The sequence below is a fragment of the Dongia sp. agr-C8 genome, from assembly GCF_054658695.1.
Map to the genome: position 1 here is coordinate 679,998 of NZ_BAAGHZ010000002.1, position 12,386 is coordinate 692,383.

Annotated in this window: 11 protein-coding genes; 4 read left to right on the forward strand and 7 right to left on the reverse strand. The window is 65.0% G+C overall.

Annotated elements, in window-relative coordinates:
• Nucleotides 1-41: 41 nt before the first annotated feature.
• Entirely contained in the window at nucleotides 42-2,105 is a 2,064-nt protein-coding gene (locus ACYQ4T_RS10705; RefSeq protein WP_459853576.1) for an oxidoreductase, read from the forward strand.
• Here the strand turns inward: ACYQ4T_RS10705 and ACYQ4T_RS10710 are convergent.
• The 5 genes from ACYQ4T_RS10710 to ACYQ4T_RS10730 form a co-directional block, all read right to left on the reverse strand.
• Nucleotides 2,102-3,529, reverse strand: a complete 1,428-nt coding sequence (locus ACYQ4T_RS10710; protein ID WP_459853579.1) for an aldehyde dehydrogenase family protein — start codon at nucleotides 3,527-3,529, stop codon at nucleotides 2,102-2,104. The genes ACYQ4T_RS10705 and ACYQ4T_RS10710 overlap by 4 nt on opposite strands.
• A gap of 11 nt (nucleotides 3,530-3,540) precedes the next feature.
• The gene (locus ACYQ4T_RS10715; protein ID WP_459853582.1) at nucleotides 3,541-4,548 is read right to left on the reverse strand and encodes a WD40/YVTN/BNR-like repeat-containing protein; all 1,008 of its coding nucleotides are present in this window, start codon (nucleotides 4,546-4,548) and stop codon (nucleotides 3,541-3,543) included.
• Between the two features lie 55 nt (nucleotides 4,549-4,603).
• Entirely contained in the window at nucleotides 4,604-5,398 is a 795-nt protein-coding gene (locus tag ACYQ4T_RS10720) for an SDR family oxidoreductase (RefSeq protein ID WP_459853585.1), read from the reverse strand.
• 40 nt (nucleotides 5,399-5,438) lie between these two features.
• A complete protein-coding gene (locus ACYQ4T_RS10725; RefSeq protein WP_459853588.1) occupies nucleotides 5,439-6,044 on the reverse strand; it encodes a nitroreductase family protein in 606 nt (201 codons plus the stop codon).
• 170 nt (nucleotides 6,045-6,214) lie between these two features.
• Nucleotides 6,215-7,126, reverse strand: coding sequence for a LysR family transcriptional regulator (locus tag ACYQ4T_RS10730; RefSeq protein WP_459853591.1), 912 nt, complete (start codon nucleotides 7,124-7,126; stop codon nucleotides 6,215-6,217).
• Between the two features lie 186 nt (nucleotides 7,127-7,312).
• Here ACYQ4T_RS10730 and ACYQ4T_RS10735 point away from each other — a divergent pair, with 186 nt between their 5' ends.
• From ACYQ4T_RS10735 to ACYQ4T_RS10745, 3 genes are read left to right on the forward strand one after another with little or no spacing between them, the layout of a single operon-like run.
• A complete protein-coding gene (locus ACYQ4T_RS10735; protein ID WP_459853594.1) occupies nucleotides 7,313-8,296 on the forward strand; it encodes an ABC transporter permease in 984 nt (327 codons plus the stop codon).
• Between the two features lie 3 nt (nucleotides 8,297-8,299).
• Entirely contained in the window at nucleotides 8,300-9,115 is an 816-nt protein-coding gene (locus tag ACYQ4T_RS10740; RefSeq protein ID WP_459853597.1) for an ABC transporter permease, read from the forward strand.
• A complete protein-coding gene (locus tag ACYQ4T_RS10745; RefSeq protein WP_459853600.1) occupies nucleotides 9,112-10,215 on the forward strand; it encodes an ABC transporter ATP-binding protein in 1,104 nt (367 codons plus the stop codon). The genes ACYQ4T_RS10740 and ACYQ4T_RS10745 overlap by 4 nt, the downstream gene beginning before the upstream one ends.
• 21 nt (nucleotides 10,216-10,236) lie before the next feature.
• Here ACYQ4T_RS10745 and ACYQ4T_RS10750 read toward each other — a convergent pair whose 3' ends face one another.
• Both ACYQ4T_RS10750 and ACYQ4T_RS10755 read right to left on the reverse strand, forming a co-directional pair.
• Complete coding sequence (locus tag ACYQ4T_RS10750) at nucleotides 10,237-10,629, reverse strand: DoxX family protein (protein WP_459853603.1); 393 nt, start codon at nucleotides 10,627-10,629, stop codon at nucleotides 10,237-10,239.
• A 53-nt stretch (nucleotides 10,630-10,682) separates the two neighbouring features.
• Nucleotides 10,683-12,287 carry a 5-guanidino-2-oxopentanoate decarboxylase gene (locus tag ACYQ4T_RS10755; protein ID WP_459853605.1) on the reverse strand — a complete coding sequence of 535 codons (1,605 nt, stop codon included), beginning with the start codon at nucleotides 12,285-12,287 and terminating at the stop codon, nucleotides 10,683-10,685.
• Between the last annotated feature and the right edge of the window lie 99 nt (nucleotides 12,288-12,386).

The window sequence follows — 12,386 nt, forward strand, 5'->3', positions numbered from 1 at the left end:
GGCTGCGCCGCAATTGCGCGACGCGAGCCGATGAGGATGCATTGCGAGAGTCACGGTACGACATCCTGTTCGAGCCGGTGCGGATCGGACCGCTGGTCGCGCGCAACCGGTTCTACCAGGTGCCGCATTGCAACGGCATGGGCCATCGGGCGCCGTCGGGGATGGCGGCGATGCGCGGCGTCAAGGCCGAAGGCGGCTGGGCCGTGGTCTGCACCGAGGTCTGCGAGATCCATCCCTCCGGGGATATCTCCCCACATGCGGAAGCCCGGCTGTGGGACGACCGGGACATCCCGGCACTGGCGCGCGCATCCGATGCGATCCATCGGCACGGCGCCCTGGCCGGAGTCGAGCTGGGGCATCACGGTTTTCGCGCAACCAACCGGATATCACGCGAAGTGCCGATCGGACCTTCGGCCCAGGTGGTTGCAGCCTATGACCCGGTGCAGGCACGGGCGATGGATCGCGAAGATATCCGGAATCTGCGCACTTGGCACAAGGCCGCCGCCCGGCGCGCCAGGACGGCAGGCTTCGACATCGTTTACGTCTATGCGGGCCATGGTCTCGTGACGCCGATGCAGTTTCTTTCGCGCCGCTACAACCAACGCAGCGATGAGTATGGCGGCACACTCCCGAACCGCGTCCGATTGCTCCGGGAGTTGATCGCAGACACCAAGGACGCAGTCGGTGCGCATTGCGCGGTCGCCGTGCGGATCTGCGTGGACGAACTGGCCGGGCCGGACGGGATCTGCGCCGACGGTGAAGGGCGCGACGTCATCGCGATGCTCTCCGACCTGCCTGACCTATGGGACGTGACGGTCGGCGACTGGGCAAATGATTCGATGCCATCCCGCTTCGGCAGCGAGGCCGGGCAGGAGGACTATGTCTCCTTCGTCAAATCGGCAACGAGCAAGCCTGTGGTCGGCGTCGGCCGCTTCACCTCCCCGGACATGATGGCGTCGCAGATTCGGCGCGGCGTCCTCGATCTGATCGGCGCCGCCCGCCCCTCGATCGCAGATCCGTTCCTGCCGCGTAAGATCGAGGAAGGCCGGCTCGACGATATTCGCGAATGCATTGGCTGCAACATCTGCGCCTCCAGCGACATGACCTTCAGCCCGATCCGCTGTACCCAGAACCCGACCATGGGCGAGGAGTGGCGACGCGGCTGGCATCCGGAGACAGTGCCGGTGCAGGACAGCAAGGATCGGATCCTGGTGATCGGCGGCGGACCCGCCGGCCTTGAATGCGCGGTAACGCTCGGCAAACGCGGGTATGAAGTGGGGCTGGCGGAGGCGGGCGATGTTCTCGGCGGCCGCGTACTACGGGAAGCCCGGCTACCCGGTCTGTCCGCCTGGGGACGGGTGCGTGACTATCGTCTCGGCCAGCTCGACAAGCTGCCGAATGTGCAAGTCTTTCCCGGCAGCCGGATGACGGCTGCCGACGTTATGGACGCCGAATACGACCGCATCGTTCTGGCCACCGGCGCTTCCTGGCGGCGCGACGGCGTCGCACGCTACCATCGGCTGCCCATTCAAGATCTCGATGATGCGCGCATCTTCACGCCCGATGACGTGATGTCGGATCAGGAGATCACCGGACCGGTCGTGGTGTTCGACGACGATCATTACTACATGGGCGGGGTGGTGGCCGAGAAGCTCCGCCGGCAAGGTCTGGACGTCACCATCGTCACGCCTGCTCCTCTGGTCTCGCAGTGGACCGTCAACACGCTGGAGCAGGCACGCATCCAGGCGCGATTGATCGAGCTGGACGTCGCCATCGTCGCCAATCAAGCCTTGGTTCGATTCCGCGATGGGGAAGCTACGCTCGCCTGCGTCTTCACCCGCCGCCTCACGATTCTGCCGGCAGCTTCCGTCGTCTTTGTCACGTCCCGCATCGCGCAGGATGGGCTCCATCGCGCGCTCTCGGAGTCGGACCGGCTGGGCGAAGCCGGTATCAAATCGGTGCATCGTATCGGGGACTGCCTGGCGCCCGGGACGATCGCCGCGGCGGTTTTCGGTGGCCACCGCTGCGCACGCGAGCTCGAAGCCCCCGGCAGCGAGAGCGTCCCGTTCAGGCGCGAGCTGCCCGAACTCGGCGAACCGGTTTAGGCCGCACCATACCCGGTGATCGCCTTCAACTCGAGAAACTCGGCGATGCCCCAATCGGCGTATTCGCGTCCGTTGCCCGACTGCTTGTAGCCGCCGAAGGGCGAGAAGGCGTCCCAGGCGGCGTAGTTGAGCTTGACCTGCCCTGCTCGGATCTGCCGCGCGACGCGACGCGCCCGTTCCACGTCCTTGGAGACGACGCTGGCGGAGAGGCCGTAAACGGTGTCGTTTGCGATCGCGATTGCCTCCTCCTCCGTCTGGTAAGGAAGGATCGCCAGCACCGGCCCGAAAATCTCTTCTCGGGCGATGGTCATCTGCGGCTGCACGTCGCCGAACACGGTCGGACGGACGTAGAAGCCGCGATTCAATCCCTTTGGCCGGCCCAAGCCACCGGTGACGAGCGTGGCTCCCTCGGCGATGCCCGCCTCGATCAGGGCCTGGATGCGGTTGAACTGGCGCTCGTTCACGACCGGTCCCAGGTCGGTATCCGGCGCCATGGGATCACCGACCGTCATCGCTTCGGCCGCCTGCTTGGCGACGGCGAGCGCATCACCGTGCATCTCGCGCGGCACCAGCATCCGGGTCGGCGCATTGCAGGACTGGCCGGAATTGCTGAAGCAGACCTGCACGCCTTTCGTGACCGCCCATTCGAGGTCCGCGTCATCGAGGATCACATTGGGCGACTTGCCACCGAGTTCCTGGCTGACCCGCTTGACGGTATCGGCCGCATTCTTCGCGACCGAGATGCCGGCCCGCGTCGATCCGGTGAAGGAGATCATGTCGAGGCCGGGATGCCGTGACATCGCCTCGCCGACGGTGCCATCGCCGTTGATCATGTTGTAGACGCCGGCCGGGACACCCGCCTCGTGCAGGATCTCCGAGAAGATGATCGCGGTCAGCGGCGCGAGCTCGCTCGGCTTCAGCAGCATCGTGCAACCGGCGGCCAGAGCCGGCGCCACCTTGCAGGCGATCTGATTGAGCGGCCAGTTCCACGGCGTAATGAGCCCCACCACCCCAATGGCCTCGCGCGTGATGCAGCTGGTGCCACGGATCTCATCGAACGCGAAATCGCGGAGCGCCTGCAAGGTCGCCTCGAGATGGCCGAGCCCGATCGTCACCTGGCTGCCACGCGAAAGGCCGGCCGGCGCCCCCATTTCGCTGGAAAGTGCCAAAGCGAGGTCGTCCATGCGCCGGCGATAGCAGGTGACCACGCCGGCCAGCAGTTCGATGCGCTCACTCTGCGTCGCGCTCGAAGCGCGCGGGAAGGCATCGCGGGCGGCGGCCACGGCCCGGTCCACATCCGCCACCGAGCCGAGCGCAATCGTCGCAATCGACTCCTCGGTCGCGGGATTGATGACATCAAGGGTCCGAGATCCGGCCGGGTCGACCCATCTGCCGCTCATGTAGAATTGACGATGGTGCGACATGCTCTTGCCGCCTAATGCGCCGACTGCGCCTCGGCGGCGACGGGAATCCAAGTCACTGCGGTGATCTCACTGAACTCGCGCCACTCCTTGGCCCAAGTCTGTCCGCCGTCATTGCTGCGGAAGAGATGGCCGTATTTCGTGCCGGCGAAGATCAGATCGGGATCCGCGTCATTGGCGCCGAATGCCCAGACGCAGGAATTGGGGTTGCTCGGCAACGGCATCGGCTTCCAGGTCTTACCGGCATCGTTGGAACGCAGGATGACGCTGGTCGTGCCGGGCGTCCCGTCGGAGATGCCGAGGAGCACGTTGCTGCGGCTCTTGGGCTGGGCGAGCAGGACGCGGGCATAGCGGAGACCAAAGGCGTCGCGCGACACGCGCATATCCCAGGTCTTGCCGCCGTCGACACTCCGGTGCAACGCGTTGACCACCAGGACGAGGATCACCTTGGGTTCGCCGGGCACAATCACCACGCTGTGGATGTCGGTGTTCTGGATCCCGCCATCGGGCGCGTCGACGCGGTTCCAAGTGTCGCCGCCATCGGTACTGCGGAACAGCCCGGTTTCCTCGACACCGGCCCAGATCGACTTAGGGTCGGTGGGGTCGATGGTCAGCGTGACGAAACGCGGCCGGCCCACGCCTTTGCAGCGCTCCTCGAGATCCGGCGTGAGCCGTGACCAAGTCGCCCCCCGATCCTTCGAGCGATAGAGTGCCGCCCGCGTCGGCGAGCCGGTGCCGGCGAAAATGGTGTTCGGATTGGTCGGATCGAAGGCCAGCTGCCAGATCGTCTGATCGTTCAGGATCGTGTCGATCCGTTTCCAGTTGACGCCGGCATCGGCGCTGCGACAAAGGCCGCGCTCAGTGCCCGCAAAGACGACGCCTGGATGGTCCGGATCCGGCGCCAGGCAACGCACGGTGCCGTCGAAATCGATGTCCTGCTCGGTGTCGAGACGCTGCCAGGATTTGCCCTGGTCGGCGCTGCGCAGGATACCCTGGCCGTCGGTCGCCACGAGGATCGTCATTCCGTCTTTCATGCTCTGGCACTCTGCAGCTGTTCGGACACGTGAGCGCGCCGGCTCACATGTAGATCCCGCGGGTGTAACCGCCATCGACCGCGATCGATTCCCCAGTCACGGCATCCGCGAGGGGCGAGCACAGGAACAGGATCGTGTGGCCGATCTCCTCCGGTTCCAGCAGCCGCCGGATCGGCGTGTCGGCGATGTCCGGCGCCATCATCTCGTCGCGCGAAATGCCCTTCTTGCGCCCAAGCTCCTCATACATTTCGAGGATATGCTCGGTCGCGGTGATGCCCGGATGGATCACGTTGACGGTGATCCCATCCGGACCCAGCTGATCGGACAGGGTTTTCGTCATGTGCACGATCGCGGCATTGCGCATGCCGCTCAGGGCCTCGGTACTGCGGGCGGTAAGGCCGCCGATATGGATGATGCGGCCCCACTTGCGGCTGCGCATATGCGGCGCCGCCGCCTTGCTGCAGCGGAAGTAGCCGACAACCTTGGTGTTGATGTCGTGCAGCAGCGCCTCATCGCTGGCCAAAGCGAGATCGCTGCGAACGGCACCGCTCGGCGCCGCCGCGCTGTTGATCATGATGTCCAGCCGGCCGAATCGCTCGACCGTCTGGGCAACCAGCCGCTCGACCGAGCCCCAGTCCGTGGTGTCCGCCACGACCGGCAGGACGCTCTTGCCGGTCTTCGCCTTGAGGTCCTTCTCGGCGGCGGCGAGCACTTCCATTCTCCGGCCGCAGATCACGACCTCGACGCCTTCGAGCAGAAGCTGACCGGCGACGGTCTTGCCGATGCCGGTCCCGCCGCCGGTGACGACCGCCACCTTGCCGTTGAGTTTAAGGTCCATGGTTCCTTCCGAGTTGCGATGGCTCAGGGCCGACGCGTTGCTAGAAACTGCCCTCGAGCGCGATCTCGGCGATCGGCCGGCGGTCGGACGGGGTCTCCATCTTCTGCAGTTCCTCGTCCATCGCAGCGGCCGAGCCGGGGCGGCCGACGGCGACCATCGCCTCGACCGTGAAGTCCTCCGGGACGCGCAAGGTCGTTCGCGCGGTGTCGTAGTCGAAGCCTTCCATGCCATGGACGACCAGACCCATCTTGGCGCCCTGCAAGGCGAGGTTCTGCCAGGCGGCGCCGGCGTCGAAGGAATGGGTCCGTGCCGGGTTGCCGTCCCATTCGAAGGTCTTGCGCGAGACGACCACGATCAGCACGGCGGCCTTGGTGGCCCAGCCCTTGTTGAAGTCGTCGAGCAAGCCGCAGAAACCGGCCCAGGTCTTGGAGTCGCGCCGGGCATAGACGAAGCGCCAGGGCTGGCCGTTGTAGGAGGACGGCGCCCAGCGCGCCGCTTCGAACAGGGTCATCAGTTCGCGGTCGGTGATCGCCTCGCCTGACATGGCGCGCGGCGACCAGCGATGAAGGATCATCGGCTCGACCGCATACTGGGATTTGCGAATGTCAGCGACCGAGGATTTGACCAGATCTGAAGTTGCCGTCACGGAACCACGCTCCAACTGCTTGCTCACGGAATTGCTCGAACGGCGAAGAATCTCCGCCGGTGGAACTCGCGTGGAAGCATGAGCAAAAGCACCGTTCGCTACAATGTAGCGAAACAGCGATAGACTGTTGCACGTGCGGAACTATGCAGCGGGGATGAAACGCGTGGTGGCTAGCGATGCAGCCAGCCGCCCGTCTTCAGCGTCTCCCGCAGGAGATCGACGAAGGCCCGCACCTTGGCGGAAGATCGCCGGTTCTGCGGAAAGACGGCATAGATCGGATAAAGCGCGTCGAGATACTCGGTCAGGAGAGGGCGCAGCCGTCCAGCCTTGACGTCATCATGCACCAGGAATGACGGCAGGAAGGCCAGACCCTGGCCGGCGACGGCGGCGGCCCGGGCCATTTGGCCGTTGTTGGTCCGCAGCCGTCCGTTCACCTTGATGGCACGACCCTTGCCGAACATCCAGACCGCGTTGGAATCGTCGGAGGTCTCGATGATGCATTCGTGCTTGGCGAGATCCGAAGGCTTCGTCGGGATCCCGTGTGCCTTCAAATAGCGCGGCGCGCCGCAAACCAAGAGCTTGCAGTCGCCGAGATGCAGTGCCACCAGTGACTCATCCATCGGATCGCCCAGCCGCAAGGCAACGTCAAAGCCCTCCTCGAGGAGATCGACCTTGCGGTCGCTCAGCATGACGTCGAGGCGGAGCTCCGGCATCTGCTCGAGCATCCGCGGCACCAGCTCGCCCAGTTGCAGCACTGTGAAGGCGAGCGGCAGCGTGGCGCGCAGCATGCCCTTCGGCTTGGAGTCGAGCGCCGTCACTTCCGACTGCGCCTCCAGATAGCCTTCGATGATCGTCGCGCAGCGGCTGTGGAACTCTTTGCCGGCGGGCGTCGGCGCGATCGCGCGGGTGGTCCGCTGCAGCAGCTGCACGCCGAGCCGCTCCTCCAGTTCCGCGATCTGCCGGCTGATCGCAGCCTTCGATCGGCCGAGCGCCTTGCCCGCCGCGGTCAGGCTGCCGCGATCCACGGCAATCGCGAAAGCGACCATGGCCGGGAGATTGTTGAGGTCTCGGTAGTTGCTCATATGCAACAACATGTTGACATACGCGGCTATTGTCAACGCTGCTCGACAATCTAAACTTCGAAATGGCGAAGGGTGTGGCCGCGTTCCAGTGGTGCGCGCGTCATCCACGAAGAAGAGTCGCGTGCATCAAAGCACCGCCAGGGAGGCTGCCCGTGTTGTTGATCGTCGCCGGTACAGGCGAGCGCGATGGCTAGCGTGCCAGGTCGGACGGTGGAGTTGGTTCGCCACGCGCCGCTGCGGAGCTTGTGGACGCGATGCCTGCGGCCGGCGACGCTTCGCGGCTATATGCTGCTGGCGCCTACTCTGCTGATCATCCTCGCGGTGCTGATCCTGCCGGTGACCGACCTGCTGCGCAGCAGCTTCTGCACCCAGGTCTACCTGAAGATCGATTGCTCTTTCACGCTGGCGAACTACGCAGCGATCTTCGCGCCGAGCGGCGAGATCGGCTACTTCTTCGGCTTCATTCCCTACCCCAAGCTCGAAACGCCGATCTATGCCGTGCTGCTGGCACGATCGCTCTGGATCGCCTTTGTGGCCACCGTCGCGGTCATCCTGCTCGCCTATCCGATGGCCTACTTCCTGGCCTTCCGGCTTCACCGCAACAAGATCCGATGGATCATCCTGATCACCGTCCCGTTCTGGACCAGCTATCTGCTCCGGGTCTTTGCCTGGAAGATCATCCTCGGCTTCGGCGGCGTCATCAATTCCGGCCTGATCAAAGTGGGCCTGATCCGCGAGCCGCTGCAGATCCTGCTCTACAACCCGGTCGCGGTGATCATCGTGCTGGCGCACGCCTGGCTGGCCTTCGCTGTGCTGCCCATTTACGTCTCGCTGGACAAGATCGACCGCTCGCTGCTGGAGGCCGCCACCGATCTCGGCGACAACCGGTTCGAGCGCTTCTGGCATGTGACCCTGCCGCTCTCCATGCCGGGCGTCCTGGCGGCGAGCCTGCTGGTCTTCATCCCTACCGTCGGCGACTACATAACGCCGTCGCTGGTGGGCGGGAGTTCGGGCATGATGCTGGGCAGCGTCATTCAGTCGCTGTTCGGACAGGCGAACAACCAGCCGCTCGGCGCCGCGGTCTCTGTGACGATGATGACCATCGTCACCCTCCTGGTCTGCCTCTACCTGAAGTTCGCCGGCCGTCCCGCCGTGCCCAAGGAGGCTTGAGGGATGGCGAGGCGTCCGATCCGACTCCTGAGCATCTACGCCGTGGCGTTTGTCGCCCTGCTATATGGTCCTTTGCTCCTCTTGCTACTGTTCTCATTCAACGACAGCCTCTATGTCGCCTTTCCGTTCAAAGGCGCGACCCTTAAATGGTACGCCGGCCTGTTCGACTACCCGGGCTTGCTGGCCGCCCTTGGAAACAGTGTCAGCGTCGCCATTCCGGTTTCGATCACATGCACGGCGGTGGGATTGCTGGCCGCCCGAGCCTTGACGCGCTATCGGCTGCCCGGACGCCGCGCGATCACCGGCCTGATCATGATCCCACTGGTCGTTCCGTTCATCATCCTCGGCATCGCGCTGCTGACCACCATTCGCAAGACGCTCGACCTGCCGCTGTCGCTGTGGACTGTCGGAATCAGCCATCTGCTGGTCTGCCTCCCGTTCTCGGTTCTGGTCCTGCTGTCGCGGTTCGAGGGCCTCGACCGCAGCCTGGAAGAGGCCTCGCTCGATCTCGGTGAGAGCGGATGGATGACCTTCTGGCGGGTCACCTTTCCGATCGCCCTGCCGGGCGTGATCTCGAGCCTGCTGCTCTCGTTCACGGCCTCGCTCGATGAGTTCCTGCTGGCCTTATTCCTCAGCGGCGACCGACCGACGCTGCCGATCTACATCTGGAGCCAGCTGCGCTTTCCGCAGAAACTGCCGGGCGTGCTCGCTCTCGGCAGCTGCATCCTGGCTTTCTCTTTCTCGCTCATCATTTTCGCCGAGTGGATCCGGCGCCGTGGCAATGCTGCGGGCAACGTTCAACACAGCGCAGGGCCATGACGCAACCAGACGATACCTACATCGCCATCCAGAATGTCTCGAAGCATTTCGGCCCGCTCTGCGCCGTCAACGACATCTCGTTCGGCATCCGGCGCGGCGAGTTCTTCTCGCTGCTCGGCCCTTCCGGCTGCGGCAAGACCACGCTCTTGCGCATGCTCGCCGGCTTCGAGGCGCCGGATAGCGGCGAGATCCTGATCGATGGCGAGCGGATGTCGCATGTCCCGCCGAACGCGCGGCCGACCAATCTCGTGTTCCAGAACTACGCGATCTTCCCGCATCTGACCGTCGGGCAGAACATCGCCTACGGACTGCGCAAGAAGAAGCTGTCTAAAGCCATGCTGACTGAAACCGTGGAACGCGCGCTGGAACAGACCCGGCTGGGTGGCTACGCCGGTCGCTATGCACACCAGCTTTCCGGCGGACAGCGGCAGCGCGTCGCCTTGGCGCGCGCCATCGTTTGCCGGCCCAAGGTGCTGCTGCTGGACGAGCCGCTTGGCGCCCTGGACAAGAAGCTGCGCGAGGAGATGCAGATCGAGCTCCGGGAGCTGCAGCGCTCGCTCGGCATCACCTTCGTCTTCGTGACCCACGACCAGGAAGAAGCGCTCGCCCTCTCCGACCGGATCGCCGTCATGTCGCGCGGCGAAGTGCTGCAGGTGGACAATGCCTCGCGCCTCTACGAGGCGCCGACCAGCCGAGAGGTCGCAGCCTTCATCGGCACGATGAACTTCTTCGACGGCATGATCACGGAATGCGCCGGCGGCCGCGCCGTGGTCGAGGCCGGGCCGGCGGGGCCGCTGGTTGCCCAATCCGGCCAGCGGCACTTCGATCCGGGCGCGTCGGTGTCCGTCGCCGTCCGCCCGGAGAAGCTGGGCCTGCATTGGCAGGAGCCGAAGGACTACGTCAACTGCATAGCCGGCACCGTGGCGGCCGAGGCCTATTTCGGCGATCGCAGTCACTATTACGTGGCGATCGACGGACGGGACCAGCCCGTCGCCGTCGCTCTGCAGAACGCGCAGCGCGCGATCGACGTTACCGAAACCCGCGGGCGCCGCGTGTGGCTGGTCTGGTCAACGGAGTCCGCGGTCCTGCTGCCGCGTTGACGATCCGTTGCCTTGTGGCGGTCATTTCTCGCGCTGAAAAGCGAAAGCACCCGGGCCGGCGAAAATCAGATACAGGAAGAAGAAGCAGTAAAGGATCGCAGCATCGCCGCCATTGTTGGCCGGATAGAAGCTTGCGGGCGCATGGTACATCCAATAGGCCACGGCCATCTGGCCGCTCAGGATGAAAGCGACCGGTCGCGTGAACACGCCGAGCAGCAGCAGAAGGCCTCCGAGCAGCTCCAACGTGCCGGCGAGGCCGAAGAAGGACATCCACTCCACCATGCCGTCTTCGCCGGCCGGAAAATTGAACAGCTTCTGGGTGCCGTGCTCCATGAAGATGAGCGCGGCGACGATTCGAACGATGCCTAGCGCCTGGGGCGCCAGACTGCTGAGACGTTGGACAAGAGCTTCCATGGTGCAGTTCCTCGTTGGATGAAAGGATTATTGTTCTTCGCCGGCGCCCCTCTTCACGCCTCGGCGAGGAAAGCGGCATCTTCGCGCACTTCGATGAGCGTCGGGCGATCGGTTGCAAACGCCGACCGAAGCGAGTCCTGAAACTCCGCAATGCTGCCCGGCCGCGCGGTGTGGCAGCCGAAGGCTTCGCCGAGCTTGAGGTAATCGGGGTTGCGCAGGCGAACGCCGATCTCCGGAATGCCGCGCTCGTTCATACCCTCGGCGATCTGGCCCAAGGCATCGTTGTTCCAGAGCAGAATCGCCATCGGCAGACCGAGCTCGACGGCGCTGGCCAGCTCCTGCACCGTGAACAGCAGACCGGCATCGCCGACGATCGAAACCACCGCGCGCTGCGGCATGGCGACCTTGGCGCCGATTGCCGCTGGCAGACCATAACCGAGCGTCCCATAACCAACCGGATGGAACCAGCATCGCGGGCGCGCGCAAGGAAACAGATAGCTGCCGGTATAGGCAAGCTGGGTCATGTCCGTGGCGACGATCCCGTCCGGCGGCAGCACCTGCCGCAGCGCATCCAGCAGCTTCAGATGCTTGCGCTGCAACGGCGGCTGCGAGCCGATGATCCGGTTTCGGAGCGACGAGACCTCGGCGTGATCGATCCGGCCATTGGCGCCGGTGACGGCGGCCCCGAGCGCCGCGAGAGCGAGGCCGGCATCGGCGTGTATGGCGATCTCCGCGGGATAGTCGCGATGCAGTGCCGCGGGATCGATGTCGATGCGAACGAGCTTGCCCGTGATCGGCAGGCGATCGATCCAGACATCCGCCTCGCCGCCGAGCTCCGTGCCGATGGCGATGACCAAGTCGGCGGTAGTGAGGAATTCCTGCACCATAGGAAAGGAAAGCGTTGCATTCAGGCTGAGGGAATGGCTGTCTGGCATTGCGCCCTTGGCGGCGATGGTCGGGATCACGACCGCACCGGTCTTCTCAGCGAGATGAGTCAGCGCCGCGCCATGATCCACCACGCCGCCGCCGGCGAGGATCACCGGCCGGCGCGACGCCGCAATCAAGGCGGCGGCCTTGGCGATCAGGTCGGGATCGGCCGCCCGTCGCGTCTCCGGCGGCGCGGCTTCGAGGCGGCGGGGTGCCGGGCCTGCGAGCACATCCAGCGGCACCTCGATATGCACCGGGCGGGGACGCTCTGCCGCGAAAACCCGGAAGGCATCGGCATAGGCGGCCGACAGTTCTTCCGCCGCGTGGATGGTGCGGCTGAACGCGGTCAACGGGGCCATCGCCGCTTGCTGCGACGTGAGCTCATGGAGGCGCCCGCGTCCCTTGCCGAGATCGCCCGTGGCGGCGACGCTCGAGAGGATGAGCATCGGAACCGAATCGGAGAAGGCCTGGGCGATCGGCGTCGCTGCGTTCGTGAGACCGGGCCCGCTGATCAAAACGCAGACGCCGGGTTTTCCGGAGGCGCGGGCGTAGCCGTCGGCCATGAAACCGGCGCCTTGTTCATGGCGGACCGAGACGTGTCGGATGCTACTGCCGATCAGGCCGCGATAGAGTTCCAGCGTATGCACTCCGGGCATGCCGAACACGGTGTCCACGCCGTAGCCTTCCAGCAACGCGATGGCCGCCTGGCCGCAAGTTCTGTTGGCTGTCAAAATTCCGTTCCTGTCCGAGCGAAGGCAAAAGTCCGGGAGAAGATGGCGCGCGGCGGCGCCACGTTCTCCCGATGAAGTCTCTCTGAGGGTGAGGGAGAG

Bases quoted from the DNA above. Each gene is read 5' to 3' on its own strand.
- ACYQ4T_RS10710 (WP_459853579.1), bottom strand. From the start codon at position 3,529: ATGTCGCACCATCGTCAATTCTACATGAGCGGCAGATGGGTCGACCCG.
- ACYQ4T_RS10715 (WP_459853582.1), bottom strand. From the start codon at position 4,548: ATGACGATCCTCGTGGCGACCGACGGCCAGGGTATCCTGCGCAGCGCC.
- ACYQ4T_RS10720 (WP_459853585.1), bottom strand. From the start codon at position 5,398: ATGGACCTTAAACTCAACGGCAAGGTGGCGGTCGTCACCGGCGGCGGG.
- ACYQ4T_RS10730 (WP_459853591.1), bottom strand. From the start codon at position 7,126: ATGAGCAACTACCGAGACCTCAACAATCTCCCGGCCATGGTCGCTTTC.
- ACYQ4T_RS10735 (WP_459853594.1), top strand. From the start codon at position 7,313: ATGGCTAGCGTGCCAGGTCGGACGGTGGAGTTGGTTCGCCACGCGCCG.
- ACYQ4T_RS10740 (WP_459853597.1), top strand. From the start codon at position 8,300: ATGGCGAGGCGTCCGATCCGACTCCTGAGCATCTACGCCGTGGCGTTT.
- ACYQ4T_RS10745 (WP_459853600.1), top strand. From the start codon at position 9,112: ATGACGCAACCAGACGATACCTACATCGCCATCCAGAATGTCTCGAAG.
- ACYQ4T_RS10750 (WP_459853603.1), bottom strand. From the start codon at position 10,629: ATGGAAGCTCTTGTCCAACGTCTCAGCAGTCTGGCGCCCCAGGCGCTA.